Source organism: Mycobacterium sp. SMC-16 (genome assembly GCF_046250085.1).
Classification (GTDB): Bacteria; Actinomycetota; Actinomycetes; order Mycobacteriales; family Mycobacteriaceae; genus Mycobacterium; species Mycobacterium phocaicum.
Genome location: NZ_CP176427.1, coordinates 5833317 through 5859358, shown reverse-complemented (window position 1 = coordinate 5859358; position 26042 = coordinate 5833317). Strand labels below are relative to the sequence as shown.

Sequence of the window (26042 nt, the reverse complement as noted above, 5' to 3'; positions counted from 1 at the left end):
CTTCAGGGTCAACGAACTCACCAGGTGTCGACGAAGCCCCGCCGCGGCGCCAGGCCGGCCGGCTCGGCCGTCGCCAGCGTCGCGGCGATCAGTGACCGCGTTTCCGCGGGGTCGATGACGTCGTCGATCTCGAACATCGATGCCGAGTTGAGCGCGGCGGCGTTGGCCTGCGCGGCGGCGGTGGCATCACGCACCGCCTGCTCGCGGGCATCGTCGTCGGCGATGGCTTCGAGCTCCTTGCGCAGCCCGAGCCGAACCGCGCCCTCGAGTCCCATCGGTCCGAGGTGTGCACCCGGCCAGGCCACCGTCAGCAGCGGCTCGCGCAGGCTGCCCCCGCACATCGCCTGTGCGCCAAGGCCGTAACCGCGACGCAGGATCACCGCGATCAGCGGAACCCGCAGGGCCGCGCCGGCGACCAACAGCCGCGATCCGCGCCGGACCAACGCCTCGGCCTCCGCGGCGGGTCCCACCATGAAGCCCGGGCAGTCGACGAGAGACACCACGGGAATCCCGAAGGCGTCGCAGAGTTGCAGGAAGCGGGCGGCCTTGTCGGATGCCGCCGCGGTGATGGCGCCGGCCATGACCATGGTGTTGTTGGCGATCACGCCGACGGGCCGGCCCTCGATACGGGCCAGCGCGGTCACCAATTCGGGTGCGAACTTCTGCCGCAGGAAGATGACGGAGCCTTCGTCGGCGAGCGTCTCGATGATCGGCGCGACCTGGTAGGCACGCCGCGCGCGCTCGGGAACGATTGTGCGCAAAGCGGTTTGGTCCGGTGCGGTGCCAGGTGCGGCAGGTCCGCGGAAATAGCCGAGCAGTTGCCGGGTGACCGAGACCGCCGTCGCCTCGTCGGGCACCACGACGTCCACCACGCCGTTGGGCGCCTGCACCGAAATCGGGCCGACGGCATCCGGCGCGATGTCACCGAGCCCGCCACCGGCGATCATCGCGGGGCCGCCCATGCCGATCGACGTGTCCTCGGTCGCGACGATCAGATCCGAACAGCCGGCGATCACCGCGTTTCCGGCGAAACAGCGGCCCTTGACCACCGCGATCCGCGGCACCACCCCGGACAGGCCGGCCCACAACGCAAAGGCCCGCACGTCCAGTGACGACACCGTCGGGTGGTCGGTGTCGCCGGGCCGCCCACCGCCACCCTCGGCGAAGAACACCGTGGGCAGCTTCATCCGCTCGATCAGTTCGAACAGCCGGTCTTTCTTGAGGTGCCCGAGAGCGCCCTGGGTGCCGGCCAGCACGGTGTAGTCATACGACAACACCGCACAGGGCTGCCCGTCGACGTGGGCCGTACCGGCCACCAGGCCGTCGGCCGGAGTGCGCGCGATCAGGTCGTCGAGCTCGCGGCGCGCCCGTTGTGCCGCGATGGCGAACCGGCCGTATTCGACGAAGCTGCCGTCGTCGACCAGGTCGAGGATGTTCTCGCGGGCGGTCCGGCCGCCGGCGTCGTGCCGACGCTGAACGGCGTCCGGCCGGGCGGCGTCCTCGGTGAGCGCCCGTCGGCGCAGCAGCTCGGTGTGGTCGTCACGCAACGGCTCGTCGGGCATGGGGTCAGCCTGCCAGGCGCACTGAAAGGGGGTGCGGCATGATCGGTCCATGCAATCGACTGCAACCACCACCGTTGCCCGCCCGATCGACGTTGTTTGGGCGACCCTGATCGACCACGAAGGCATGGCCAACTGGGGTCCCGGCATCAGCGTGACCATCGATCAGCCCGGCACCCCGGCGCCGAACGGCCTGGGCGCCGTCCGCCGGATCTCGGCCCCCGGGCCGGCGCCGGCGATCGTCGAAGAGGTCGTCACCTTCGACGCCCCCAACGTCTTCGGCTACAAGGCCCGCTCCGGCGTGCCGTTCCCGGGCTACGCGGGTGAGGTGCGGCTGACCCCCGAGGGCTCCGGCACGCGCATCGACTACTCGCTGAGCTCGACCGCGTCGTTCCCGCCGGTGAAGCTGGCGTTGGTCGCCATCAACCAGGTGCTGCTGCGTCTGTTCGCGAAGGCCGCGGCCAAGGCGTAGCCGGGTACTCCGGATCGCACCGGTCGTCTGGAGAGCTGCCGCAGCGGCGAAAGTACGTGGCTTCAATCAGAACGCGCTCATCCGCAATGCAATTGAACGCAGGCACCTTCTGGGGCTCTGAGAAGACCCTGAGTTCAATAACCGACGGCAGATCGCCATCGCGACTGAGCTCACGTACTTTCGCCGCTACCCGGACTGTGGAATCTCCCTGGCGATCGCGTCGAGCAGCGCCGGGTACCGCTTGGCCTCGGGATGACCACCGGGCTTGCCGCTGCTGACCACGGCAGCGGCAAGGTTCCGGGCCGGGTCGGCCCACACCGCGATGTTGGTCAGCCCGGTGTGCCCGAAGGCAGCCGGTGCGTTGCGCCCGAACGGTCCGAATCGCGTGGAGCCCAACATGTATCCGGTGCCCCAGCGCATCGGCATGAGTCCGACCGCGATGTCGGGCCGCAGGCGCCGGCACGGTGCGGCTGCGGCGCGCAGCGTTTCGGCACGTAGCACCCGAACGCCGTCGAGTTCACCGCCGCGGCACAGCAATTCAGCGAACCGCGACAGCTCGACAGCGTTCGACACCGTGCTCGACGACGGCACCACACTGGTCAGGAAGTCCGGGGTGTTGCTGAACGGGATGATCTGGCTCGGGGTGCCCCCGACGGCTTTCTTGAACGCCGCCGCCATCGGCGCCGGCAACGGCTTGCCGGTGACGTGGCTCGGCGCGACCAGCGGAACATCTTCCGGCGCAACGCCGTAATTGGTCCAGCGGAAGCCGAGCGGCTCGAGGATCTCGGTCGCCAGGATGTCGCGGATGTTGCGACCCGTTGCGGCCGAGACGATTTCGCGGATCAACGGCCCCCAGGTGAGGCCGTGGTACATGTGGACCAGGCCCGGCCGGTAGATCGGCCGGAGGTTCCCCAGCATCTCGCGGGCGTAGTCGCTGTCGTTCATCCGCTTGAGGTCCGGCCGTGGCCCGGTGGCCAGCGGCACCCCGGCGCTGTGGGTGACGACGTGGCGCACGGTCGTGCGGTCCTTGCCGTGGCTGGTGTACGTCGGCAGGTAGTCGCAGACCCGGGCGTCCAGATCGAGTTCGCCGCGCTCGACGAGCATGTGCACGACCGTCGTGCTGATGGCCTTGGCGGCCGAGTACACGCAGAACGGGGTGTCGACGCCGACGGGGATCTTCTCGGCATCGGCAGGGTCGTCGGGCCCGTTGCCCCAGCCGTGGCCGATCGCGCGGTTGAGCACCACCCGGCCGTTCTGGCGCAGACAGACCTGGATGGCCGGGTGCATACCGGCCGCGTACCAGTGCTGGGCGGCCTGCCAAATGCGTTCCACCGCTTGCGGATCGACGCCGGTGTGGTCTTCTGTGCCGGTGGCCGTCACCGAGTCCAGGTCGGCGGGGACCCGAATGCGGCCGGTCTGGGGTTCCGTCATGCGTCCTTCCGATGCAGCACGGCCGCGAGGTGGTGGCGCAGCGGGATGCCCACGGCGGCCATTCGGACGTTGTAGCTCAACGTGTCTCCGTCGAGGCGGAACCAACGCCGCAGGGCGTCAACCTCTTTCGCGGAGTCGGTGCGCCCGATGTCGGTGGTGGCGAGGTCGAGGACGAATTCACCGTCGGTGCTGAGCGTGCCCTGCAGGATCTCGGTGATGCCGGTGGGATGCGCCAGCACCCACTCGACGCGTCCGGGCGCGGGGACGCGGAGGTACCCGGTTTCGGCGTGCAGGGGACGGCCGTCATCGGCGGCGCGGGTGCGCTGGCTGTAGGCCAGGAACGGCTTGCCGACGTGGCCGAAGGTGACTTCTTCGAGGTAGTCGAACGAGGCGATGGTCGGGTACTCACCGGAGCCGTTGCCGGCCCAGGTACCCAGCAGCGGGGCCAGGACCGCGACGTCGGGGTGCAGATCGGGCATCTCGGCTACTTGGTTCCGACGGTCAGCAGGTCGGAGACGATGAGCGTCCACGCCGGCCGCTTCACCCGGTGCTGCTCGGACACCGTGAACCCGGCGCCTTCGAAGAGCTTCTTCATCTCCGCGGGGGAAGGATTGTGGGCGGGGTTGAGAATGTGCGACGACAGCGCGTGCAGCGGCAGCACCTGCCGCGGGCTGATGGTGGTGACGGCCGCGATGCCGCCCGGCTTGAGCACGCGGTGGAACTCGCGCAGCGCGGCGGGCTGATCGAACCAGTGGAACGCCGACGTCGTGACCACCGCGTCCAGCGCGCCGTCGTTGAACGGCAGCTGCTCGGCCGGTGCGGTGACCCAGTTGACCTTCGAGGACCGGGCCTTGGCCTGGGCCAGCATGCCCTCGGACATGTCGACGCCGGTGACGACGGCATTGAGCTCACGTTCGATCCGGTCGGCGAAAATGCCGGTGCCGCAGCCGATATCGGCGATCGTCAGGGCGCCGTGCGCGCGCAGCTGAGCCAGGACCTCGTCCTGCGCGGGCTGATAGACGAAGCGCTGCAGCACCTGGGTGTCATAGGCGGGGGCGGCGAAGCCCCAGAAGCGGGTGACGGTGTCGTTGAATCCCCGGCGTTGAACCATGCGCTTAGCCTAGGCGGCGGCGCCGGCCGGATCCCGATCGATACGCTGCCGCTTTATGAGTTCTGCTGCGCCCAGCTGGATTGCCCAGGTCCTGGACTTCGCGCGCGACGGCGACACCTTCATCGCCCCGCAGCCGACCGAAGGGCCGGGACGGTCCCTGTTCGGCGGCCTGATCGCCGCACAGGCGCTCGGTGCGGCCGGCCGCACCGTCGAGCCGGACAAGTTGCCGCAGTCGCTGCACCTCTACTTCGTCCGAGGCGGTCGGTACGGCGTCGACGTGGAGTTTCACGTGGAACGGACCCGGGACGGCCGGTCCTTCGACACGCGGCGCGTCACGGCCAGGCAGAACGGCAAGACGATCCTGGAGATGATCGCGTCGTTCCATGTGCCCGAACCCGGCGCCGACTGGCAGCGCCCCGAGGTGCGCGGTCTCGAGTTCGACGCCTCCGTGCCCAAACCGCCCAGCCGGACCGTCGCGGACTTCTTCGATATGCGGGTCCGGCCGGAGGACACGGGCCCGTTCGCCGTGCCCCCGTTCTGGATTCGCACCAAGGACGAGATCGAGGACGACGCCCTGACCCGGGCCGCCGCGCTGACCTTCATGTCCGACTTCGGGCCGGTGCCCGTCGCGCGGCCCGACGGCACGAGCCTGCGGGACGGATTCGCCGCCAGCCTGGACCACGCGGTGTGGTTCCATCGGCCGTTCGTGCCGCACGACTGGCACCGGTACGAGGTCACCCGACTGAACAACACGGACTCCCGCGGGCTGGTCACGGGAGCTCTGTACGACACTGGTGGGGTGCTGATCGCCAGCACCAGCCAGGAAGCCCTGTGGCGGCTGTAGTCCCGGAAGATCACTCTCACTGATGACCGTCCCGACGCCGACCTGCTATCGGCACCCCAGCCGCCCGACGTACGTGAGCTGTAGCCGGTGCGGTCGACCGATCTGCCCGGACTGCATGACCGCAGCCGCCGTGGGCCAGCAGTGCCCGGAGTGCGTCAACGAAGGCAAGCGGTCGGTGCGGCAGGCCCGGACCCACTTCGGCGGCCGGATCGCCAAGGGCTCGCTGGTCACCTACACGCTGATCGCGGTCAACGTGGTGATGTTCGTGCTGCAGCACACCTCGGCGCAGATGCAGCAGGATCTGGTGCTGTGGCCGCCCGGCGTTGCCGTCTACGGGCAGTACTACCGTTTGGTGACGTCGGCCTTCCTGCACTACGGCCTGGCGCACATCGTGTTCAACATGTGGGCGTTGTGGGCCGTCGGGCCGCAGTTGGAGCAATGGCTGGGCCGGCTTCGCTTCGGGGTCTTGTACGCGCTCAGTGGCCTCGGTGGGGCGGTCCTGGTGTATCTGCTGTCACCGCTGAACTCGGGTACGGCCGGTGCCTCCGGCGCGATCTTCGGCTTGTTCGGCGCGACGTTCGTCCTGTTCCGGCGGCTGCAGCTGCAGGTCCGCGGCATCGCGTTGCTGATCGCCATCAACCTGGTGATCACCTTTGTGGTCCCTGCCATCAGCTCGCAGGCGATCAGCTGGCAGGGTCACGTCGGTGGATTGGTCACCGGCACCTTGGTGGCGGCCGTTTTCGCCTATGTGCCTGCGCGGCAACGACTCCTGGCGCTGATCTCGGTGACCACGGTGTTGCTCGTACTGTTCGTGGGCCTGGTGCTGCTGCGGACGCAGCAGCTACAGACGATGTACGGGATGATCCCGAGCTAGGGGAGCAGCGCCATTTCCCGGGCGTTCTTGATCGCGGTGGCGACCTGCCGCTGCTGCTGGACCGTCAGGCCGGTCACGCGCCGGGACCGAATCTTGCCGCGCTCGGAGATGAACTGCCGCAGCATGGCGGTGTCCTTGTAGTCGACGCGCTCGATCCCGAGCTTGGTGAACATGTTCGTGGCGGGCCGTTTCGCTTGGACCGGCCGTCTAACGGTCTTGCGGTTTGCCATCACCAGCTCGCTTTCCTGATGCCGGGCAGCTGTCCCTCGTGTGCCAGTTCGCGCACCCGAACGCGGGACAGGCCGAACTTGCGCAGGTGGCCGCGCGGACGGCCGTCGACGGCGTCCCGGTTGCGCACCCGTACCGCGCTGGCGTCGCGCGGCTGGCGGGCCAGTTCCCGCATGGCGGCCGACTGTTCGTCGATCGTGCTCGACGGGGACTTGATGATCGCCTTGAGTTCGGCCCGGCGCTCGGCGTAGCGGGCGACGGTCAGCCGGCGCCGCTCGTTCTTGGCGATCTTGGACTTCTTGGCCATGCTCAGCGCTCCTCTCGGAAGTCGACGTGCTTGCGGATGATGGGGTCGTACTTGCGCAGCACCACGCGGTCGGGATCGTTGCGCCGGTTCTTGCGGGTGACGTACGTGTAGCCGGTGCCCGCGGTGGACTTGAGCTTCACCACGGGGCGGATATCGGTGCGGGACATCTAGATTCGCACCCCGTCCCGGCGCAGCCGCGCCACCACGGCCTCGATGCCGTCCCGGTCGATCACCTTGATGCCCTTGGCGCTGACCTGGAGGCGGATGCGCCGGCCCTCCGAGGGCAGGTAGTAGGTCTTGCTCTGGATGTTGGGGTTCCACCGGCGCGAGGTACGCCGATTCGAATGCGAAACCGTATTGCCGAAGCCAGGCTTGCGCCCGGTGACCTGGCAGTGCGCTGACATGTCCTTCGCCCTATCGCTAATGAAAATCGTTTTCGACAAGTTGCCGGTCGCCACTGTACCGTGACGGCGAAGGAATTGAAAATGATTGTCGATAAGGAGTGGCGATGCGGACGCCGGTGATCGTCGTGGCTGGTCAGGGACCGACCGGATACGTGACCGAGGAACTACTGAAGGCGCCGGGCACGGTGCTCGTGGAGCACCAGTTCGACGGGCACGTCGTGCGCCGCCGCACCGTCACCGCGCCGCACGGCATCGTCAACGAAACCGAGGCCGCGCTGGAACTGGCCCACGGATGCGTGTCCTGCACCGTCCGCAACGACCTGCTGCTCTACCTGCGCCTGCTGCACCGACGCGATGACGTGAACCGGATCGTCGTCCACCTGGAGCCGTGGATGGAACCCGAGCCGATCTGCTGGGCCATCAACCACGTTCGGGTCCGGGTGGGTCCGGGATACATCGACGGACCGGCTGCCCGCGACGTCGTGATCGCCGGCGTGGTGACGTGCATCGAAGCCGGCGACTGGCTCACCGACGCGCTGGGTGACGACGAACTGCCCGACGGCCGGACCGTCGCGCAGGTGGCAGTGGGCCAGGCGGAGTTCGCCGACGTCCTCGTCGTGACCCACGCCGAACCCGTGCTCCTCGAGGTGTGCCGCCGCCTGGCGCCGCGGGCTCAGCTCGTCACCGGGCCTGACCTGGTCGAGGACGCGTTGCGCACGCTGTGGCCCGACGCCCGGCTGGGCCGCGCCGACGAGCCGCATGGGCCGCTGCTCGCAGGGCAACCGAGCCTGAAACCTGAAGGACCCGTTCAGATTGTCGAGTTCAACGCGCGCCGGCCATTCCATCCAGAACGTCTGCACGACGCAATCGATCACCTCCTGGACGGCGTGATCCGGACGCGCGGCCGGATGTGGCTGGCGAACCGGCCCGGCCACGTCATGTGGCTGGAGTCGGCCGGCGGTGGCCTGCGTGTCAGCAACGCCGGTCGGTGGATCGCCGCGATGACCGTGAGCGAAGCGGCCTACCTGGACCGCGAACGCCGCGCGCTCGCAGACCTGATGTGGGACAACGAATTCGGTGACCGGCACACCGCGATGACGATCCTCGTCTGCGGCGCCCGCCCCGACGATGTGACCGCTGCGCTCAACGACGCCCTGCTCACCGACGAGGAATTCGCGGCACCCGGTACGTGGGCCGGTTACCCCGATCCGTTCGGGGACTGGCACCAGGAACCGTGCACCCGCGACGACGTGACGGTCGTCAGCGACGGCACCGATCACGGTACGGCGTGAGAGGTTCCGGACTCGATAGCCAAACGCCTTGGTAACGAGGCGATCACGCCGCGCGTTGGTCGAACGGCACGGCGCGGCACGGCGTTAGCTTTTTCTCGTGTTGGCGACTCTGGTTGGCAAGAATTACGGCGCGAAACTGCGGCGGCTCGCGGTGGCGGCTGTCGCTGCCCTGACGGTTCCAGCAATGGCGATGCCCGCGGTGGCTCCGCAGGCGCATGCGGCCGCGAAAGCGGTTGAGGTGCTGAACATTCCGTCGCCCGCGATGGGACGCGACATCAAAGTTCAGTTCCAGGGCGGCGGACCGCACGCGGTGTACCTGCTCGACGGCCTGCGCGCCCAGGACGACGCGAGCGGCTGGGACATCAACACCGCCGCGTTCGAGTGGTACTACCAGTCCGGCGTCTCGATGGTGATGCCGGTCGGCGGGCAGTCCAGTTTCTACAGCGACTGGTACCAGCCGGCCACCAACAACAATGGCGTCATCACCTACAAGTGGGAGACGTTCCTGACCCAGGAACTGCCGGCCTGGCTGGCCGCGAACCGCGGCGTGCAGCCGACCGGCAACGCCGTCGTCGGCCTGTCGATGTCGGGCGGCTCGGCGCTGACGCTGGCGATCTGGCACCCGGCGCAGTTCATCTTCGCCGGCTCGCTGTCGGGCTTCCTCAACCCGTCGCAGGGCCTGTGGCCCACGCTGATCGGCTTCGCGATGAAGGACGCCGGCGGCTTCAACCCGACCCAGATGTGGGGTATCGCCAGTGATCCGGCCTGGAAGCGCAACGACCCGACCGTCAACGTCCGGCAGCTGGTGGCCAACAACACCGCCGTCTGGGTGTACTGCGGCAACGGCACGCCGTCCGACCTCGACACCCCGGGCGACCTGGGCATCCTCTACAGCGCCCAGTTCCTGGAGAACCTGACCATCAGCTCCAACCGGGACTTCCAGAAGGTGTACCAGCAGGCCGGCGGCCGCAACGCGGTCTTCAACTTCCCGGCGGACGGCACCCACAGCTGGGGTTACTGGGGTCAGCAGTTGCAGGCCATGAAGCCGGACCTGCTGCGGGTCCTGGGCGTGGGTGCTCCGGTGCCGGCGCCTGCCCCGGCGCCCGCACCGGCCGTCGCTCCGGTCGCGTTGCCGGCTCCCGCTCCCGTCGCGGCCGCGGTGCCCGCTGCAGTTCCGGCCGCCGTGCCCGTGGCGTTGCCCGCCGCCGCGCCCGCTGCGGTTCCGGCGCCGGTCGCACCCGCTCCCGCAGCCACCGGCGGACTGGTCCTCGCGCCGACGGGCTAAATCGGCAAGACTCAGGGGTCGAATTCGACACCTGAAAGGGCGGGACAACCGTGCAGACCACGATCATCCACGGGCCGGGCGACATTAGATTCGAAGAACGCCCCGATCCGCAGATTCAGTCACCGAACGACGCCGTGGTGCGCGTGGTCCGGACCTGCGTGTGCGGTTCGGACCTCTGGCCGTACCGCGGGGTGCGTCCGACGCCTGCCCCGCACCCGATCGGGCACGAGTTCATCGGGATCGTGGAGGCCGTCGGCGCTGACGTCAAGAACATCCGCGTCGGGGATTTCGTCATCTCGCCGTTCACCGACAGCGACGGCACCTGCGTGCACTGCCGCAACGGAATCACCACGTCGTGCGTCAACTTCGGGGTGTGGGGCGGCACCGCCAAGACCGGCGAGCCGCTCGACGGGGCCCAGGGCCAGTACGTCCGGGTGCCCTTCGCCGACGGCACCCTCGTCACGGTGCCGGAATCGCCTGACGTAGAACTGTTCCCGCACCTGCTGACCCTGGCCGACGTCATGTCCACCGGTCACCACGCCGCGCGATCCGGGAACGTGCAGCCCGGTGCCACCGTGGTGGTCGTGGGTGACGGGGCCGTCGGGCTGTGCGCGGTGCTGGCCTCGAAACGCCTTGGCGCCGAGCGGATCATCGCGATGTCGCGGCACGAAGACCGGCAGCGTCTGGCACGTGCGTTCGGGGCCACGGACATCGTCGCCGAACGCGGTGATGACGGGATCGCCGCCATCGAGGAACTGCTCGGGGGCGTCGGCGCCGACTCCGTGCTCGAGTGCGTCGGCACCAAGGATTCGATGCACCAGGCACTCGGGGCGGTCCGTCCCGGTGGCTCTCTGGGGTTCGTCGGGGTGCCGGCCGGCGCCCCCGAATTGCCGATGCAGAAACTGTTCAGCACCAACATCCACGTCGCGGGCGGTATCGCGCCCGTGCGTCCGTACCTCGACGAGCTGCTGCCCGACGTGCTGTCGGGGGCCATCGAGCCCGGCCGGGTGTTCGACCTGTCCCTGCCGCTGGCTCAGGTCGCCGACGCGTACACGGCGATGGATCAGCGCACGGCCATCAAGGTGCTGCTCGAGCCCTGATTGCCGGCGCGTCGGCCATAGGCAGGCGGCCGACTCCTTCAATGTCCTTGCCAGACTTGGCTTGTAACGTTTGCCGTAAAGGCGTCTCCGGGGCGATAGCGGGACGAGCGATGCGCATCAATACCACGCGGCCGCGCTGACGGTCGGTCATGACGGTGGTGTCGTCTTTGCCAAGAAACAGGGTCGGTACCAGTTTCCAGTTTCGTTCACCACACCGCTGGAGGCGGACACGGGGCCGGCGGTGGCTATCGACGCATGATAGTGGTCCCCGAGGACCCCCGGTTGTGACTGAGCAATTTCGCGAAGCAGTGATCGGCGTCGAAACCCTCACTGGTACACCAGCCGTTGGCTTGATCGCCGCCGGCAAAGGGGACTCCGGCAACCGTCACCCACCACGTGGGGGAGCTGAACACCGGCCAATCACCCGACCACAGTAGGCGTGCGCCGGGAAAACGCTGCCGCAACTGCATGTGTTCGCGCATAATATCGCTTGCCGACCAAGTGATTCCGTCAGCAACCAGGCCTGTTCGTTTCGAGCTGAGTTGCGGTTGCCACACCTCCAGCAGCGACGCGTCTATCGCCACACGGTCCTCGGCGGCGAGATCGCTGAGCGCCGACTGGGCCGCTTCGTCGACGGTGCCGGTTGCCGGAGTGCCCACGGCGGCGGCGGTGATGCTGGACGCGCCGAGGGTGCCTGTGGTCGGCGTCTGGTCGGTGCCTTGTCGCGTGATGGTCATCCGCAGCTGATCGGCAGGTCCTGGTGTCCGCCAGTAGGTTCCGGCGGGAAAGATCAAGGTTGCGGTACTGCCTCCGGGCGCTGCGGTCAGTGGGGCGGACGCCGTGTCGAACAGGCCAGCAGCCACGCTGCGCCCGGAACCATCGATGACGTCGACCTGTAGTCGACTGTTGGCAAGTAGGTCTCCGGCAGCACAGGCCGGGGTGATGCGGGTATCGATCGATAAACCAGCCGTCCCTAGGTTAGCCGACTGGGGCGAGAAGGTTGGTGTGCTATTGCAGACGGCGACTTGGTCCACGCGCGGCGGTGCAGTCGACCCGCTGGGACTCGTTGCAGGTGACGAACTGCCCCCGCTGTTCGTGAGCACGATGGCGAGCAGCACCAAAACGACTACTGCAAGAGCCGCGCCAGCGAGCAGCACTGTCGACCGCCGACTTTCCACGGCACCAACGGCATCGCGTGGGCCGGCCGCAGCGTCGCGGACTCGCCCGGAGGTAGTAGCCGACGGTCCGTGCTGTGGCGGACTCCCGGGCGCCGCAGTCGTGGAGGTCGTTGCCTGGCCCGAGTCAGGCTGCCTCGCCGAGATGGGTGCGGTCTGTGGTTGTGGAGGGGTACTGGGTGTGTGGTGGTTGCCCAACGGGAAGTGCGGGGCCGCGGCGCGGGCGACGAGGACGCGGGCGGCGGCGTCGACATATTCCGTTGTGGCGGTGGGGTGTTCGTATCCGATCGGTTGGCACATCAATACCAGGTCCCCGGCCGCTTCCACGAGGTACGGTTCTTCCTGGCGGCGGCGGAACTGTTCGGGCACGACGCCGTCGGTGGTCGTGCCGATTTGAGTGACGATGCCGAAGGTCTGGTTGTGTCGGGAAAAAACAAACGCCGGCTGCACTCCTCTACCGATGAGCGGGAAGTCTTTGCGCAGTCCGTTTCCGGCCGGTTCCCAGCCCCGTGCCGTCAGGCCGGCTACCAAGTCGGTGGGTAGTGCACCCGATGCGTCGGCGGGGATGTGCTGCAATCCGGGCAGGGCGTGGAGTTCGATGACGTCGGCGGTATCGAGGATTCGGGTGCACCCGGCCGGAACGTTGCCGCCGGTGCAGATGCCCCATCGCCAGGGTGCTCGAGCGTCCCTCAATCGCATGGCGATGTGGTTGGTTACGAACTCGGTGTCGGCGTCGGAGGTGACGCAGACCGCGATCGCCGACCCGTGCGGCCCTTCGAAGGCCAGCCAGAAGATCCCAGGCCGCCCGCGCAGGACACCGAGGTAGCTGCCGCCGTTATGTCCGTCGGTGTCCCGTAACGCCGGTGCCAGTGCGAGGAACGACTGGAAGCAGGACACGGCATCGCCGGGCCCGTAAAACACGAACCCCAGCCCCACGGCGGTGAGCAATTCGTGGGCGACCTGCCGGGGATGCCCGTCGGCCAAGTTGGGGTCGGCCAGTGGGATGTGCTCGTCAGCCATCGGTGCCCTTCCGTCCACACGGTTGCCGTGCTGCAGGCGATCTGGTCGTGGTCACGACGCCGATGCCGGATCAGTCCAGCAATGCCAGCGTCTGAGCGCGCATCATCTCCGGGGTGTGCGACTCATCCCACCATCGCAGACCACCGAACTGCTCCATGAATCCGGGGGCCACGTCCCGATTGAGCACCGTGCCCAGGCCGACACAGGTCTGCAGCACAACATTGGCCAGATGCTGATCCATCCAGTCCCATGGGAATTTAACCTCACACACCAACTGCCAATGATGCTCGTCAGAGCCCGGCCGTAGCCAGTAATGACCCGCGTACTGCCCCGAGTTGCGGCCGCTAATCCACTCGAGAATCGCCGGGGACACTGTCAGGTCACTGACCAGTGGAACCCGTACCGACAGCTTCTCCTGGTCGGCGTGGATGAACACCGTGCCGTCGCGCAGCCAGGTCACCAACGGTGTGCTCTCATCAGGAAACGACCCCCAATCCTGCTCTCGCGGGCCCAGCTTGACAGTTAGCTGCGCCTCCAACTGAGAGACGAAAACCTGCTTCGTATCGGTCACACCAGCAACCTAACAACCAACAACACCATCACACCCTCCCCCGAACGGACGACATAACCCGATCCACGTGCGCTCCAGTGTCACTGACAGCGATGCATTCCCGCGTCAACCGAACGTATGATTGCGATCCGACCGCGGCAGTGCGACGATCGTTGACGCTGGTTCAGCAAACTTTGAGAGGGTGATTGTTGTGAGTAACTGCAAGAAGTGTCACCGACCGCTGAATGATTGCCAAGGATGCAATGGCGGACGAGCCAGCGGTATTGGCGGCAAGCTCACATGCAGCAAGTGCAACAACACCGGGTTGGTGTGCAACGAACATGGTGGTCACTGGAAATGAGTCTGCCGGGGCGGGGCTGATTTGCATCGGCCTGGCCCCGGGGGTCGCGCCGGGCGTGTGTGGCACGGCGCGACCGCACCGCGTCATGTGAAGAAGGGTCATCCGCAGGTTCTGCGGTAGGGGAACAACCGGCCATCCCCGGCAGGGCCGCGCGTAACCCTGAACTTTGGCGCCATGCTCTTGTGGTTGCGAAAAGTTCGGTAGCCGAGACGCATTCGCGTGGACCAAGACCGGTGCGAAGCGCGCACGCGAGCGGGAAGCCACGCCACCCCAACTGCGGCGAGATTGGCGTGACGAGGACCGCGTGGCATATCGATGCTGGCGCACATTAAGGAACGGGAGAACGAGAATCCGATGCGTTTGGTAATCCAACGTAGCCAGAACGAGGTTCGCGGAATGATGGGCGGCAGCAAGGGTTTCAAATTCAGCCTGACCTGCCAGCTGCAATTGACGCGGGACGAACTGGACATGGGTCTGCTGCACGAATAGGTGACATCTGAGTTGGCTTGCCCAGCATGGGCGGGCTGGAAGGATGTCCCCATGGCAAGGCCCTACCCCCGCGAGTTCCGCGACGACGTCGTCCGGGTCGCTCGCAACCGCGATGACGGTGTAACGATCGAGCAGATCGCCACCGATTTCGGAGTGCACCCGATGACGCTGCAGAAATGGCTCCGTCAGGCCGACATCGACGAAGGCACCAAGCCCGGCAAGAGCGCCAGCGAGTCCGGTGAGCTGCGCGAAGCCCGACGGCGGATCAAACTGCTAGAGCAAGAGAACGAGGTGCTGCGTCGGGCCGCAGCGTATTTATCGCAGGCCAATCTGCCGGGAAAAGGGTCTACCCGCTCGTGAAAGAGCTCGCCGCCGACGGGATCCCCGTCGCGGTGACGTGCCGGGTACTCAAGCTCTCCCGCCAACCGTATTACCGCTGGCTGGCCGACCCCATCACCGAGGCCGAACTCATCGAGGCCTACCGCGCCAATGCGCTGTTCGACGCGCACGCAGACGATCCGGAGTTCGGCTACCGCTACCTCGTGGAGGAGGCGCGCGATGCCGGCGAGCCGATGGCCGAGCGCACCGCATGGCGGATCTGCTCGCAGAATCGACTGTGGAGCGTGTTTGGTAAGAAACGCGGCAAGAACGGCAAAGTCGGGCCGCCGGTGCACGACGATCTTGTCGAGCGTGACTTCACCGCTGAAGGGCCAAATCAGTTGTGGCTCAGTGACATCACTGAGCACCGCACCGGTGAGGGCAAGCTCTACCTCTGTGCGATTAAGGACGTGTTCTCCAACCGGATCGTCGGCTACAGCATCGACTCCCGAATGAAGTCACAACTGGCCATCCGGGCACTACACAGCGCGGTAGCCCGACGCGGAGATGTCGCGGGGTGCATTCTGCACTCGGATCGCGGATCTCAGTTCCGGTCAAGGAAATTCGTACACGCCTTGAATCAACACGAGATGGTCGGCTCTATGGGCCGTGTCGGAGCCGCCGGCGACAACGCCGCCATGGAGAGCTTCTTTAGCCTGCTGCAGAAGAACGTGCTCGACCGCCGCCGCTGGGACACCCGAGAACAACTCCGTATCGCGATCGTCACCTGGATCGAGCGCACCTACCACCGGCGCCGCCGCCAGTCCGGCCTCGGGCGGTTGACCCCGATCGAATTCGAAGCAATCATGACCACACCGGCCAGTCAGGCCGCGTGACCGAAACTGTCACCTGATCGTGCAGCAGACCCCATCGTTCAGCGCTACAAACTGATGGAATATCCGCTGACCTTTGTTAGCTTTCAAGGTACCCAAGTTCCCAGTGACACGATCGGCAAGCTGTTGGCCGGAACGTCCCAGACGGTGGATGACGTGGAAACGCTGCTCGGCAACGAGGAGACCATCAAGTCCGCCTGCGACAAGCTCCCCACACTATTCGAAGTGGTGAAATCCTTTGGTGGCACGCAGGTGATTGATTACCCCCGTGCATAGCCTCAACGCTGGATTGATGCCGCCGACCTCGACGGCTTAGCGCGGTGGGCCTGGCGGCGGCATTGGCCCAGATATGACCGCGTCGCGACCGTCACCCTCGAGACCGGCCTGGTGAGGCCCGACTTGGTGGAAAGGCTCGCCACCCAGCTACGCCGGGCTGAGTTGCAGGGCAAAGGCATTTGCAAGCCACGCCTTTGCGTATTCAACGGGCGGCTGCACTGCGTCGTCGATATAGCTGTCGTACGGAGCGCGTGCGGGGGATTCGCAGCGGGACAACCATGTTCAGGCACAACGGGTTACGCAAGATGCCAAGACCACATTCAGCGCATCCGGCAGAGTTATATCGACGTCGGTCGCCTCGCCGGCACGAAGTTCTTCCTGTTCATCCGCGCCATCCGGGACCGCCTGATCGGCATCGACGACGAGGCACTTCGCCGGTTCTTCATCGGTCTCGACCAATGAACCAAAATCACACGCCGGCGGGTGAAACCCACCGTTCCACCCGACCAGCGAATTCACGCCGTTGGCGGGTCGCGGGGCCGATCAAGCGAATCGTTCTCCTGGACAATAATTTCACGCACTTCTGAACGCCGGCCAGCGCCCGATAGCCCGCGGCGCGCACCGTGACCGCTCCCGATGTAGCCCGTACGGGGGACAGATTTCGTCGCACCGCTCGGACACGATCAGACGACGTTCTACGACGATCGACGGAGGTCACGATGAGATTCTTGTTCCGCGCATGCCGGAGCGTGTGTCCCAAGTGCAACGGCACCGGCGGCATCAGCGATTTCGGCAACTGGGTCAACTGCTCGCGAAGCCACGGCACCGGTCGGGTCTGAGTCCAAGCCAAGCGCGTCGTTGGCGCGCTCCGGCCGAGCGCGCCAAAGGCACTTCGATGGCATGCGCGGGGGACCGGTAAGCGGGCCCGGAACCACCGGTGAAAACGCCTGCGGACAATAGGACCGTGCACGCCGATCTGTCCCGGTCTACGCGGGCCGCCGAGCTGATGACCGCGGTGCTGCTGATCAACCAAGTGGTCGCGGTTGCATGCCAGTTCCTGCAGCACACCGATCCCCGATTCCCGTTGTGGTACTTCACGGTGGACTCGTCCATTCTCGCCGGATTGAGTGCCGCCGCTGATCTGGCGGTGCCACGTGCCCTCTGGCTGCCGGCGTTGCGTCACACCGCAGCGGTGGGGGTGGTGGTGTCGGCGGTGGTCTTCGCGGCGATCATCGCGCCGGCAAGCCCCAGTGGCGCCTGGTTCCAGGGTCACGACGATGCTGTGGTGCGGGTGGCCACGGTGCTGTTCCACGCGGTGGCGCCGGTGTTGGTGAGTGCCGGCTGTCTGTTGCGGTGCAATGGTATTCGTGGCTGCGCGGCAGTGGGTTACGCGTTTGCGTGGCCGGTGGCCTACCTGATCGGCTTGTGCACCATGGTGGGTATACGGGGGGCCGCGGTGATTCCGTATCCGTTCCTCGCGCCCGGCCAGATGGGGTGGGGCATGGTCGGCCTGGCCGCCGGCGCCTTGGCGCTGCTGATCGCGGTGACCGGCACAGCACTGGGTGCACTCGGGCGGTTCGGGTGCGCAGACAAATCGGGGATCGGTGTGTCGTGAATTTCACGACCCGGGCGGCAGAGGCAGATTTGAATGGTGCCACCACCCGAGGAACTTGGAGGCCTAACCGATGACCGATGCGGAATCGCCCCACTCCGAGGATCCCTATGCCGGGGTGGATCTGATCCCCGACCTGTGCCGGGTGGACAACCCGTGGCGGCAGATACTTCGGGACATGACGGCCCCGGCACCGATGTCCCATTGGGCCGCTGATGTCACGAGCCGGCGGATCTTCCATTACGACCGGATACGGCCGTTCGTCACTCGGGGTGCTCTTCTGGGGCTGATGGCATTCTTTCTGGGCTTGACACCCGGCACCTGGCCGCTGACCTGGGTCCTGCTGATCCCGTCGGTTATACAGGTGGCTTTGGAAATCATGCTGGAGCCGATCATCGCGGCAAGCGAAGAGCCGGGTCGAGCAATGATGAAATCCCTTGCGACGGTAGCGGAATCCGCCCATGCGAGGACCCTGGTCAACGTCACCGGGATGATCGGCGCGGTGGCGGTGCCGTGCAACATCGTGGCCGTCGCCTACCTGTCTGGCTCGGGGCAGCCGACCTGGCCGAAAGTGCTGACGCTGGCCGCCGCCGCGGCCTACGGAGTGTCGGCGATGACAAGCTTCCTCGCCGATGCCACCCATTACTCGGCGAATCAGAGCCCAGGACGGGGACACCGGATGTTCCGGGCCGTACGGCCGCACGTGTGGCTGATCATCATGGCCGCGATGACCGCCATGGTGGCCGGTTCTATCGCGGCGGGCCGTTGGGCACCCGAGATGGAACCGCTGGCCTGGGCGCTGTGCACGTTTCCGGTTCTCATCGGTACAAAACAGCGTGAGTACGAACGAGTCCTGCGTGCCAGTGCCGAGCAAATTCCCGAGGTTCAGGCTGCCGCGAAGCGGGCGCTGTCGAAGGACTATCACAACACCAATACCGATATCCGGTCCTTTACCCGTGGTATCGCGAACAACGATTCGGTGCCCGTCGAATTGCGGATCCGGGCTGCGGAGCTGGCTCCGCTGATCAGCCTGATGTCGGAGGCCGTCGATCGTGAACAGTGGCTGAGGCAAGGACAACGGCCCTCACTGGCCGGCATCGCAGGCAAGCACGCGTCGGACAGAGGCTTGGCGCTCACCACGGACATCCGCCTTGACGACCTGCAGTCCGAAAACTACACGCTGGCACGCTCATTGATCTCAGCGCTGTTGATCAACGTCGGCCAGGCAGTTGAGCGGCGGCAGCAGGCGCTGGGCAGAGACGACCAAGGGGTGCCAGCCCGGGTTCCCGTGACGGTCGTCGGTGCGGTTCGAGCCGGCCAGGTGTACATCAACGTGCGCGACCCGCTGCCGCTGGTTACCAACTGGGGCCTTGCCGGCTCCACCACGGCCTGGCTGCACACCGAACTGCTTGCGCGCGGCAGCCGGGACGGCCTCACCCAGCATCCCGTCGACATCGCCGACCCGACGCAGGGCAAGGAGATCCGGGCGAGCTGGCCGGTGAAGAAACCACCGACCAATTTGAGGGAGCTCCGCAATGTCTGACCAAGCCGTCACCGATCACCGCATCTATTTGCTGCTGGACGACCACGGTGGGCGGAGCCAGACGTTCAAGACGCAAGTCGGCACCGAGACCCTGTTGATTCAAACCGCCTTTGAGGCGAACGAGCTCGCCGGTATGCGGAACGACCTGGAAATCCTTGACGGGGCGATCATCGATTTCCACCTGAACACCTCGACATGGCCGGGTTACGAGTACCTGCGGTATCCGTGCACCGAGCCCGACTGCCCCGATATCGCGGCCGGCGGCGGGTCCGCCGACCGTGTCGAGCGCGCTCGGCGCGAGCACGACTGGCATACCACCGTCGGGATCCCTCAGGTGAATGTGACGACCGGGCTCGGCGCCATGCTGTACGTCAAGCAACACGCTCCGGACACTGCCCTCTACGGGTTCTGTGAGCTCAATGCCAACCATTCACTGATGTTCCAACTTGCGGCGCGGGTATGGCTGCAGGCGAGCGCGATCAACGCACAAACCTCACCGTCGGCCATTCAGCACGCGCTGATGTCCGACACGCCGGAGCATTTTCTGCCAATCAACCAGCAGTTGAGCCGCGCTGAAGAGGGTTTCACCCAACTCACAGACAGCCTGAATTTCCTCACCTTGCCGGCGGAAGCTTTCGACTGGCTGAACGGCTACCGCCAGTGCGGGTACCGCGGCACCCTTGCCGAGTTCACCAACGTGGTAAAGGCGCGGTTCGGGGGCCGGGGCCTGGAATCGGATGTGTACGTGCAGATCATGTGCCGGTGGCAGGCCGCTTTGCACCGCATCCTGACCGCATTCGATATGGACACCGGTGGATGGCCGGACCTGCGGACGGCGAAATCGGCCCGGCACTGGAATGGCCACAACCCGGTGCTGGATTTCCTGAAGAGTCACGACTACCACACCTTCTTCACCGCACCTGATACCCGCGCAGCCCTGTCCTACCACCGCGCCAACCAGCTTCGGATCGCCGAGGAGGACCCCTACGGTGGCTACTGATCAGCATCCGGGCTGGTCGGCGGTCACCCATCCCCGGCCGGGGGAGGCTGGGTCTCCGCTGCTGGTGGCTTCCACGGACGGCCGCCGACGGCCGGGTGATCGCACTTTCATCGTGGTGCAGGGCATCCGGTCATGGATCGAACCGTTTGAGATGCAACGGTTTGCCCTTATCGCCGAGCGGTTGAGGGCACGACTGGTCATTGTGGAGACACCCGGCTTCGGTACGCCGGGATCGCGCCTGTTGGCCCCGGAGCGGCGAGCGCTGCGCCAGGGTGACTTTGGTCCGGTCGCGGCTCGGATGTTCACCGCGGCTCGGACGGCCCTGGAGGAGGGCGACGCCGCGGCCGCGCCGGTCTCCTTCCTCGGCTACAGCCTGGGCGCCTCGATCGCTGCGGCGATGGCCTGCGCGGCCGCTGAACAGGGATGGCCGGTGAGTGAGGTGGTACTGGTGGAACCGGTGGCACTGCACCGGTGGCGGGCGCTGCATCTGCTAGCCGCGTCGTGGCGTGAAGACCGCCGGCTTGATGACTATCTGTCCTGCAACGAGGACATTCCCCATGTGGTCGCTCCCTGGGATCGCCGACCCGGGACGCGGCCACCGAACGAACGGCGCCGGGACCTGCTGGCGTTGGCGCTGGCGCTGCGGCACGGCCGGCTGTACACCGATCTGCTGGCCACGCCGGCGCGGAGACTGGTGATCATCCGGGGTGACCGCAGTGCGCTGTCCACGGCAGCGGGTGATCCGCCGTTGGCCGACCTGCAGCGGCGCGGCATTCCGGTGGCCGAGATGAGCATCCCCGGCCACCACGCGCTGTGGCATTCGCTGCCGGCGGTCGACGCTCTCGCGCGCACGTTGCGGAAGGTGCTCGACTCGCCGCGCTAAGACAGGCGGGTCTCGGTTGCGGCAACTTTTTCCGGCAGTTCGCCGGCACCCAGAAATCTGGTGATGGGCCGGATGCCGCAGGTCCCGAATTTCCCGATTCTGCGGTCGCCGTTTTGACGACCGCAGTGTCGTCAGCGCTACGACCTGGAAAAACATCGGTTGACACCCTCCGGGGGATGGTCGGCACAAGCCGACCTCCTACCGGAGGAGTCAGCGATGAGCGGACGCAACGACGAACTTCGATCTACGATCGAGCAAACCCCCGTCTTCGATGCGATAGCGGCGAGGCCGGCCGCCCCGCGGCTCTGGACGCGCGCCGCGGCGACTGCCGAGGTCGCCGAGAGCTGGGTGCGCGCGCACGCTGAATACGCCATCACGGTGAACGACCTGGCCAAGTTCACTCAGCAGTTGCTGACCGAGCTGCTGCAGACCGGCCGTCAACGCGGGCGCAGCCGGCTGGCCGGGCATGCCCAGTCGGTGCTGCGGGCGGCGGGGATCGATGTCGAGGCGTTCGCCGCCGCGCGCACCGCCACGATCCGGGGCGACGTCCCGCGTGAGGAAGCTTTGGCCTTCGGCCGGTTGGCTGAGCTGATGGCGCCCTTGGCCGCGGCGATACAGCTGGCCCGCACGCCGGTGGCCGATGCCGCGGCGCGCCTGGTCGCGACGCGGCACCCAGAAAGCGGCCTGACCCGCCGCCAACTGCGCGGATTTGTGGTCGGTCAGGTCCGGCCGCATGCCCAGGCGATACAAGCGCGGGTCGGCGTCGGAGCGAGCACAGAGTCCTATCTGTGGCTCATCATGGCCGACCTCGACTGGCTGGCCTCGGCGGTGGTTACCGCAGCACTGGACAAGCAGGCCGTGCCCACCACGATCGGCGCCAGCGCGGCGGCGCGGCTGGAAGCGTTCGCCGCCGAGCACTTGCCCGAGTTGCGGCGGGCGGCTCGCCGCTACGGCACCGATGCCGAGGACATCGTGGCGCAGACCATGCTCAAGCTGACTGTGGCGTTGCGCAACGACCCTGACGGCACCCTCGACATGGGTTTCGTGCGCACCGCATTGGCCAACACGGCAACCGATTTCGCAGGCAAGGCAGCACAGCGGGCCGCGCGCGAGATCAGCGATTCCGAGGCAGTGGAGCGCGAAGATACGCTCCGAGACGACACTCTGGTGGTGGATGCCGCGGACACGATGCTGCACCTGGTGCTCGACGCGGCCGCGGCGTTGGGGGACCCCGAGGCCGGCTCCGAACAGGCGCTGGCCCGCCAGACTTTGCTGCGGTACTTCCTGACCGATCCCGAGGTGGCCGACTCGCGGCGCGCCCGCTTGGCCGCGCATGTCCTGGAACTGACGGCGGGACGCTCGCGCGGCCGCGATGAGGTGACCACCGGTCTGGAGACGGTGGCCGTCGGCCTGGCGCCGAACCCGACGGCGGCCCGCCGGATCAGCCGGTTGGCGCTGACCGCGCTGCGGGGCGACCACACCGCTGACGCAGCGCCCACAGGTACGGCGGTTGGCCGGGGATAGCCGGCCGGCGCGCCGTGTCCGGTCCGGGAAATCGGTTGCAGCAGCGGGTGGGTCGTCCGCCCCACCCAGAAAGGACTGTCGATGATCGGCTCCGAACGGCACGAATTCGAACCCGCACCGCGGTGGCAGGGTGTCGAACTGGCGACGGCGCGTCCTAACCCTGATCAGGATTGTGCGCGGCTTCGTCACAGTTTGCCGGTCGCGCTGGGGGAGGTGCTCGCCGAAGTTCCCGACGCCACACTCCGTCTGAGGCTGATGACCGATACGGACGGCATGGTGGCGGTGACGGTGGCCGTTGAAGCCGGCCCAGCCACGGGAGCGCTGGCTGCCGCGGTGAACGACATTCTGCAGCCCGTCGCGGAGACGACGGTCTGCGCGGAGTTCGACGAGGATGCCATGTGGTGGCCCATCGTCGCCGAACACCGCTGCGGCTCTATCGGTTTCGGCCGCGGGCCCGACCCGCGTGGGGTAACCGCGTTGGTGCCCGCGAACGACGCCACGCCGAGGCAGCTGGTCGAGGACCTCTCCGCGTTGCCCGGTCATGGTCTGCACATCGAGCTGCGGGCCCCGCGGGCATCGACGCAGCCGAGGTGGGAGGCCCGGCTATGGGCCCTGACCACGGACGCGGAACCGTCCCTGCGGATGCGCGCGGAGTTCCGCCGACGGTTTCCGGACCTGCTGATCGCCAGCGACTCCAGCGTGGACCCGGTGCGAGTCCATGTGGACGTTTCGGGTCTGCCGATGGTGCTGCAGATCCCGGTCGCCGGTGCCACGATGCTGGCCGGGACGTACCCGGGCCCGGCGGCACCGATCCCGGTGGCTCCGGATCGGCGGGCCACGGAACGGGGCCTGCGGATCGGGCAGGCGGTGACCGGCGGCGGTCGCCCGATCCCGGTCGAACTATCCACAGCCGAACGACTCCGCCACGTTCATGTGCTGGGCCAGACCGGCACCGGTAAGTCGTCGGCGCTCGCGGGCATGGTCGCCGGGCTGGCGACCCGCGGGGATGGCGGGCTGATCGCCGATCCTCACGGGCAGCTGTGCGACCGTGTCCTGGCCGAGCTGCCGGCGCTGGCGCGGGACCGGGTGTGGCTGATCCGCTGCGGCGATGTGGATCACCCGGTGCCGCTCAACCCCCTGGCCGAGAGCGATCCGGTGCGGCGGGACATCACGATCCAGGAAACATGCGCGACATTTCAATACTTGTTCGACAAGCGGCACACCGGGATCGTGGGGCCACGCTTCCTCGACCACGTGGCCATGGTGCTGCGGGCACTGGCAGTGATGCACGGGACCCGCGCGTCGCTGCTGGATGTGCCGATCGCCTGCGCCGACGAACGCTTCATGACCAACGCCGTCGCCCGCTCCACGGACGAGCGACTGCGGACTTGGTGGCAGACATTCAAGTTGTCGTCTCGATCGGACGAGCATGGCGACTTGCTGTCGTGGGTGAATTCGAAGTTCGGGCCGCTCTCGGGCACCGTCGCTATGCGCGCCATCCTCGGTTCCGGTGCTGACGCCATCGATTTCGCGGCTGCCATGGATGAGGGTCGCATCATTCTGTTGGATCTGTCGAAAGCCACCCTCGGCGAATCGGCCAGCCGGTTGCTCGGCTACCTGTACTTGGGCCGCGTCTGGGAAGGGGCACTGCGGCGCCGGCACCCGGAACGGCCGTTCACGGTGATGGTGGATGAGGCGCACACCCTGATTTCCGGGTCACTGACCAACATGCTCGCCGAAGGCCGCAAGTTCGGCCTGTCGGTGGTACTGGCACACCAGTACCTCGACCAGCTGGACGAAGACCTGTGTCCTGCAGTGGGCGGTAATGTGGCCACCACCATCGCTTTTCGCTGTGCTGCCAGTGACGCCGCACAGTTGGCCCGGCGACTCGGCGACATGGTGAATCCCGCGGCGCTGGTCACCTTGCCGGACCTGGCCTCGATCATCGTGCGCAGCTCGGCCGTGGGACCGTCGTTCCCGCACACGCTGATGATCGATCACAACGACCGGGCCGTGCCGAGGCGGGGGGCAGCGTTGGCGGAGCACATCAGGGCTGTGGAGAACGCGACACACCTGGACCTCGTCGCACCGCACCGGTCGGTCACCACGACCGCTGTCGCCGGCGTTTCGAACGTCACCGCGCTCCACATGGACATGCCGCGGGCCCCCCGACCCGCCCCGCCGCGGCAGCCCCCGACGAAGGTCAGACCCGATGAGCCGTCGTCTGCCGCGGGCGGCGGCTCGTTCCTGGATGACTGGCTGGCCAAGCGGCAACGATTGGCTGTGGCCAAGACGGAGCCCGAAGATGCCGATTCCCCTGTCGTGCAGCAGAAGTCGTCGGCATCTGCCGAGTCTTCGCCGGGGGCATCCGATGGCGGAGCCTGCGATGCGTCGCCGGGGGAGGACACCAAGTCGGGGGCGCGCGCCTTCTGAGCGCCCGGCACTTCGGCTGGGTGGATGGCGGGGAAGTCCGGGTGGTCTGGGGGCCGGTGTTGTCGTCCGAACGGGTGATTGTTGTGAGCGGCCGGAGCCGATGCGGGCGCGGGGCCACGACGGTAACCGTGCCGAAGGTCTTCCGGTGTTGCTTTCCCGGCTACACCGACCATGACACACCACCAAAACCCCTGGGGGATTGGCGATCATCTTGACCACCACCACCGACGGTGGCCTCGTCGAAAGAAATCTTTATGTCCACCACCATGATGCGGGGCACCGCAGCGATCAACGCTACGGTCGCGGCCGTGACGCTCGCCGGCTGCTCCGCGGTCGCCGATCAGTCGCATACCGTCCTACGGAGGTCGTTCCCCTCTATTGGGCGGGATCGGTAGCTGACAGCCGGGCGATCCCAAAATGGCTTCGAGTAGCACGCCTGTCCAGAGACGCTGAGCTTGGACGAACGCACCGACAGGCTCGTTGGCGTGGCGCTCAACCCGGTCGACTGCGTCCGTTCTGAATCGCCCGACGTCGTGATAGTGAGTACGCGAAGCTGCCCTGGTTTGGTCGCTGCCGCGATGGCGATCGACGTGACCATCGTTCCGTTGGGACGTCAAGGCAGCGCCGGCTGAGATGTGCGTGGAGCTGAGAAGCGTTATGCACATGCGAAATTGGGTACGATACGGGCGGGTTGCACGTCGACGGCCTAGCCGACGTCGGGGGACATCGGGCCGTCACCGCAGGCGCCGGTTCCTGGCACGGCACCCTGGATGGACCCTTCGATCCATCGGCTGCAGTGGGCGAAGCCGAACCAGTGGCCGGGGGCGAAGAAGCCGCTCGGGCCGTAAGACCATGTCTGCTCGTAGAAAGTGCCGTCGGCGAATGGCATTCCGAGGCAGTGCCGTTGGCCGCCGTAGCCGGGTCGCTGGCCGCCGGGGCACCAGTTGGCGGCGCCGTCGGGCAGATGCGGGTCGGGATCGGCGACCGCGGGTGGGGCGAGCGCGAGGGTGATCGCCGCCGCGATGGCGGCGGTCAGTCCAGTCCTGGTCATGGGGTGT

Annotated in this window: 27 protein-coding genes; 15 read left to right on the top strand and 12 right to left on the bottom strand. The window is 67.0% G+C overall.

Translation table 11 applies throughout. The annotated features are described in order from the left end of the window. Positions 1 to 17 precede the first annotated feature (17 nt). Positions 18 to 1562, bottom strand: a complete 1545-nt coding sequence (locus tag ACJEIK_RS28445; RefSeq protein ID WP_409430756.1) for an acyl-CoA carboxylase subunit beta — start codon at positions 1560 to 1562, stop codon at positions 18 to 20. Between the two features lie 49 nt (positions 1563 to 1611). On the opposite strand from ACJEIK_RS28445, the gene ACJEIK_RS28440 reads away from it, so the two are divergent. Continuing rightward, complete coding sequence (locus tag ACJEIK_RS28440) at positions 1612 to 2031, top strand: SRPBCC family protein (RefSeq protein ID WP_064860277.1); 420 nt, start codon at positions 1612 to 1614, stop codon at positions 2029 to 2031. Positions 2032 to 2217: 186 nt separating this feature from the next. Here the strand turns inward: ACJEIK_RS28440 and lipE are convergent, their stop codons facing one another. From lipE to ACJEIK_RS28425, 3 genes are read right to left on the bottom strand one after another with little or no spacing between them, the layout of a single operon-like run. Further along, complete coding sequence (gene lipE, locus ACJEIK_RS28435; RefSeq protein WP_061010084.1) at positions 2218 to 3462, bottom strand: lipase LipE; 1245 nt, start codon at positions 3460 to 3462, stop codon at positions 2218 to 2220. Beyond that, entirely contained in the window at positions 3459 to 3992 is a 534-nt protein-coding gene (locus tag ACJEIK_RS28430) for a peroxynitrite isomerase (RefSeq protein WP_374704305.1), read from the bottom strand. Before ACJEIK_RS28430 ends, lipE begins: the two co-directional genes overlap by 4 nt. Then, positions 3947 to 4573 carry a class I SAM-dependent methyltransferase gene (locus tag ACJEIK_RS28425; RefSeq protein WP_061010088.1) on the bottom strand — a complete coding sequence of 209 codons (627 nt, stop codon included), beginning with the start codon at positions 4571 to 4573 and terminating at the stop codon, positions 3947 to 3949. Before ACJEIK_RS28425 ends, ACJEIK_RS28430 begins: the two co-directional genes overlap by 46 nt. 55 nt (positions 4574 to 4628) lie before the next feature. Here ACJEIK_RS28425 and ACJEIK_RS28420 point away from each other — a divergent pair, with 55 nt between their 5' ends. Further along, on the top strand, positions 4629 to 5417 hold the full coding sequence (locus ACJEIK_RS28420) for an acyl-CoA thioesterase (RefSeq protein ID WP_409430755.1): 789 nt from the start codon (positions 4629 to 4631) through the stop codon (positions 5415 to 5417). 22 nt (positions 5418 to 5439) lie between these two features. After that, positions 5440 to 6291 (top strand): rhomboid family intramembrane serine protease, encoded by an 852-nt coding sequence (locus ACJEIK_RS28415; RefSeq protein ID WP_409430754.1) that lies wholly within the window; start codon positions 5440 to 5442, stop codon positions 6289 to 6291. On the opposite strand, the gene rpsR is transcribed toward ACJEIK_RS28415, so the two are convergent. Genes rpsR through rpmB form a run of 4 tightly spaced genes read right to left on the bottom strand, consistent with a single transcriptional unit; the run spans position 6288 to position 7230 of the window. Next, positions 6288 to 6521, bottom strand: a complete 234-nt coding sequence (gene rpsR / locus ACJEIK_RS28410; protein ID WP_409430753.1) for a 30S ribosomal protein S18 — start codon at positions 6519 to 6521, stop codon at positions 6288 to 6290. The two genes, ACJEIK_RS28415 and rpsR, sit on opposite strands and share 4 nt — an antisense overlap. Then, positions 6521 to 6826, bottom strand: coding sequence for a 30S ribosomal protein S14 (gene rpsN, locus ACJEIK_RS28405; protein WP_409430752.1), 306 nt, complete (start codon positions 6824 to 6826; stop codon positions 6521 to 6523). Before rpsN ends, rpsR begins: the two co-directional genes overlap by 1 nt. A 2-nt stretch (positions 6827 to 6828) precedes the next feature. Further along, the gene (rpmG, locus tag ACJEIK_RS28400) at positions 6829 to 6993 is read right to left on the bottom strand and encodes a 50S ribosomal protein L33 (RefSeq protein ID WP_409430751.1); all 165 of its coding nucleotides are present in this window, start codon (positions 6991 to 6993) and stop codon (positions 6829 to 6831) included. After that, on the bottom strand, positions 6994 to 7230 hold the full coding sequence (gene rpmB / locus ACJEIK_RS28395; protein WP_029119200.1) for a 50S ribosomal protein L28: 237 nt from the start codon (positions 7228 to 7230) through the stop codon (positions 6994 to 6996). 104 nt (positions 7231 to 7334) lie between these two features. On the opposite strand from rpmB, the gene mrf reads away from it, so the two are divergent. From mrf to ACJEIK_RS28380, 3 genes are all read left to right on the top strand, one after another. Further along, positions 7335 to 8522 carry a ribosome hibernation factor-recruiting GTPase MRF gene (gene mrf / locus ACJEIK_RS28390; protein ID WP_409430750.1) on the top strand — a complete coding sequence of 396 codons (1188 nt, stop codon included), beginning with the start codon at positions 7335 to 7337 and terminating at the stop codon, positions 8520 to 8522. Positions 8523 to 8706: 184 nt separating this feature from the next. Further along, a complete protein-coding gene (locus ACJEIK_RS28385; protein ID WP_409431773.1) occupies positions 8707 to 9807 on the top strand; it encodes an esterase family protein in 1101 nt (366 codons plus the stop codon). Positions 9808 to 9857: 50 nt separating this feature from the next. Further along, positions 9858 to 10907: a zinc-dependent alcohol dehydrogenase family protein gene (locus tag ACJEIK_RS28380; RefSeq protein WP_409430749.1), complete on the top strand. Its 1050-nt coding sequence runs from the start codon at positions 9858 to 9860 to the stop codon at positions 10905 to 10907. A 245-nt stretch (positions 10908 to 11152) separates the two neighbouring features. On the opposite strand, the gene ACJEIK_RS28375 is transcribed toward ACJEIK_RS28380, so the two are convergent. Both ACJEIK_RS28375 and ACJEIK_RS28370 read right to left on the bottom strand, forming a co-directional pair. After that, positions 11153 to 13102 carry a hypothetical protein gene (locus ACJEIK_RS28375; RefSeq protein WP_409430748.1) on the bottom strand — a complete coding sequence of 650 codons (1950 nt, stop codon included), beginning with the start codon at positions 13100 to 13102 and terminating at the stop codon, positions 11153 to 11155. 70 nt (positions 13103 to 13172) lie between these two features. Then, a complete protein-coding gene (locus tag ACJEIK_RS28370; RefSeq protein WP_409430747.1) occupies positions 13173 to 13673 on the bottom strand; it encodes a hypothetical protein in 501 nt (166 codons plus the stop codon). A 694-nt stretch (positions 13674 to 14367) separates the two neighbouring features. Here ACJEIK_RS28370 and ACJEIK_RS28365 point away from each other — a divergent pair. From ACJEIK_RS28365 to ACJEIK_RS28355, 3 genes are all read left to right on the top strand, one after another. Beyond that, positions 14368 to 14502 carry a hypothetical protein gene (locus ACJEIK_RS28365; protein ID WP_409430746.1) on the top strand — a complete coding sequence of 45 codons (135 nt, stop codon included), beginning with the start codon at positions 14368 to 14370 and terminating at the stop codon, positions 14500 to 14502. Positions 14503 to 14553: 51 nt separating this feature from the next. After that, a protein-coding gene (locus ACJEIK_RS28360; protein ID WP_099156389.1) for an IS3 family transposase occupies positions 14554 to 15716 on the top strand; the annotation gives its coding sequence in 2 pieces (ribosomal slippage) (positions 14554 to 14838 and positions 14841 to 15716; 1161 coding nt in all). Positions 15717 to 15770: 54 nt separating this feature from the next. Beyond that, positions 15771 to 15989 (top strand): hypothetical protein, encoded by a 219-nt coding sequence (locus ACJEIK_RS28355; protein ID WP_409430745.1) that lies wholly within the window; start codon positions 15771 to 15773, stop codon positions 15987 to 15989. Positions 15990 to 16271: 282 nt separating this feature from the next. Here the strand turns inward: ACJEIK_RS28355 and ACJEIK_RS28350 are convergent, their stop codons facing one another. Further along, positions 16272 to 16508, bottom strand: coding sequence for a hypothetical protein (locus ACJEIK_RS28350; protein WP_409430744.1), 237 nt, complete (start codon positions 16506 to 16508; stop codon positions 16272 to 16274). A 445-nt stretch (positions 16509 to 16953) separates the two neighbouring features. Here ACJEIK_RS28350 and ACJEIK_RS28345 point away from each other — a divergent pair, with 445 nt between their 5' ends. From ACJEIK_RS28345 to ACJEIK_RS28320, 6 genes are all read left to right on the top strand, one after another. Further along, the gene (locus ACJEIK_RS28345; protein WP_409430743.1) at positions 16954 to 17604 is read left to right on the top strand and encodes a Pr6Pr family membrane protein; all 651 of its coding nucleotides are present in this window, start codon (positions 16954 to 16956) and stop codon (positions 17602 to 17604) included. A 70-nt stretch (positions 17605 to 17674) separates the two neighbouring features. After that, the gene (locus ACJEIK_RS28340; RefSeq protein WP_409430742.1) at positions 17675 to 19144 is read left to right on the top strand and encodes a hypothetical protein; all 1470 of its coding nucleotides are present in this window, start codon (positions 17675 to 17677) and stop codon (positions 19142 to 19144) included. Between the two features lie 28 nt (positions 19145 to 19172). Beyond that, on the top strand, positions 19173 to 20144 hold the full coding sequence (locus ACJEIK_RS28335) for a hypothetical protein (protein WP_409430741.1): 972 nt from the start codon (positions 19173 to 19175) through the stop codon (positions 20142 to 20144). Continuing rightward, a complete protein-coding gene (locus ACJEIK_RS28330; RefSeq protein ID WP_409430740.1) occupies positions 20134 to 21027 on the top strand; it encodes a hypothetical protein in 894 nt (297 codons plus the stop codon). Before ACJEIK_RS28335 ends, ACJEIK_RS28330 begins: the two co-directional genes overlap by 11 nt. A 216-nt stretch (positions 21028 to 21243) precedes the next feature. Then, entirely contained in the window at positions 21244 to 22551 is a 1308-nt protein-coding gene (locus ACJEIK_RS28325; protein WP_409430739.1) for an RNA polymerase subunit sigma-24, read from the top strand. A gap of 81 nt (positions 22552 to 22632) precedes the next feature. Then, positions 22633 to 24984: a type IV secretory system conjugative DNA transfer family protein gene (locus tag ACJEIK_RS28320; protein WP_409430738.1), complete on the top strand. Its 2352-nt coding sequence runs from the start codon at positions 22633 to 22635 to the stop codon at positions 24982 to 24984. Between the two features lie 706 nt (positions 24985 to 25690). Here ACJEIK_RS28320 and ACJEIK_RS28315 read toward each other — a convergent pair. Continuing rightward, the gene (locus ACJEIK_RS28315) at positions 25691 to 26035 is read right to left on the bottom strand and encodes a hypothetical protein (protein ID WP_409430737.1); all 345 of its coding nucleotides are present in this window, start codon (positions 26033 to 26035) and stop codon (positions 25691 to 25693) included. Positions 26036 to 26042: the final 7 nt, after the last annotated feature.

Coding starts and splice junctions, on each gene's coding strand:
- ACJEIK_RS28375 (WP_409430748.1), bottom strand. CDS start 13,102: ATGGCTGACGAGCACATCCCACTGGCCGACCCCAACTTGGCCGACGGG.
- ACJEIK_RS28420 (WP_409430755.1), top strand. CDS start 4,629: ATGAGTTCTGCTGCGCCCAGCTGGATTGCCCAGGTCCTGGACTTCGCG.
- rpsR (WP_409430753.1), bottom strand. CDS start 6,521: ATGGCAAACCGCAAGACCGTTAGACGGCCGGTCCAAGCGAAACGGCCC.
- ACJEIK_RS28415 (WP_409430754.1), top strand. CDS start 5,440: ATGACCGTCCCGACGCCGACCTGCTATCGGCACCCCAGCCGCCCGACG.
- rpmB (WP_029119200.1), bottom strand. CDS start 7,230: ATGTCAGCGCACTGCCAGGTCACCGGGCGCAAGCCTGGCTTCGGCAAT.
- lipE (WP_061010084.1), bottom strand. CDS start 3,462: ATGACGGAACCCCAGACCGGCCGCATTCGGGTCCCCGCCGACCTGGAC.
- ACJEIK_RS28445 (WP_409430756.1), bottom strand. CDS start 1,562: ATGCCCGACGAGCCGTTGCGTGACGACCACACCGAGCTGCTGCGCCGA.
- rpmG (WP_409430751.1), bottom strand. CDS start 6,993: ATGTCCCGCACCGATATCCGCCCCGTGGTGAAGCTCAAGTCCACCGCG.
- ACJEIK_RS28385 (WP_409431773.1), top strand. CDS start 8,707: ATGGCGATGCCCGCGGTGGCTCCGCAGGCGCATGCGGCCGCGAAAGCG.
- ACJEIK_RS28355 (WP_409430745.1), top strand. CDS start 15,771: ATGGAATATCCGCTGACCTTTGTTAGCTTTCAAGGTACCCAAGTTCCC.
- ACJEIK_RS28315 (WP_409430737.1), bottom strand. CDS start 26,035: ATGACCAGGACTGGACTGACCGCCGCCATCGCGGCGGCGATCACCCTC.
- ACJEIK_RS28425 (WP_061010088.1), bottom strand. CDS start 4,573: ATGGTTCAACGCCGGGGATTCAACGACACCGTCACCCGCTTCTGGGGC.
- ACJEIK_RS28440 (WP_064860277.1), top strand. CDS start 1,612: ATGCAATCGACTGCAACCACCACCGTTGCCCGCCCGATCGACGTTGTT.
- rpsN (WP_409430752.1), bottom strand. CDS start 6,826: ATGGCCAAGAAGTCCAAGATCGCCAAGAACGAGCGGCGCCGGCTGACC.
- ACJEIK_RS28365 (WP_409430746.1), top strand. CDS start 14,368: ATGCGTTTGGTAATCCAACGTAGCCAGAACGAGGTTCGCGGAATGATG.
- ACJEIK_RS28325 (WP_409430739.1), top strand. CDS start 21,244: ATGAGCGGACGCAACGACGAACTTCGATCTACGATCGAGCAAACCCCC.
- ACJEIK_RS28320 (WP_409430738.1), top strand. CDS start 22,633: ATGATCGGCTCCGAACGGCACGAATTCGAACCCGCACCGCGGTGGCAG.
- ACJEIK_RS28340 (WP_409430742.1), top strand. CDS start 17,675: ATGACCGATGCGGAATCGCCCCACTCCGAGGATCCCTATGCCGGGGTG.
- mrf (WP_409430750.1), top strand. CDS start 7,335: ATGCGGACGCCGGTGATCGTCGTGGCTGGTCAGGGACCGACCGGATAC.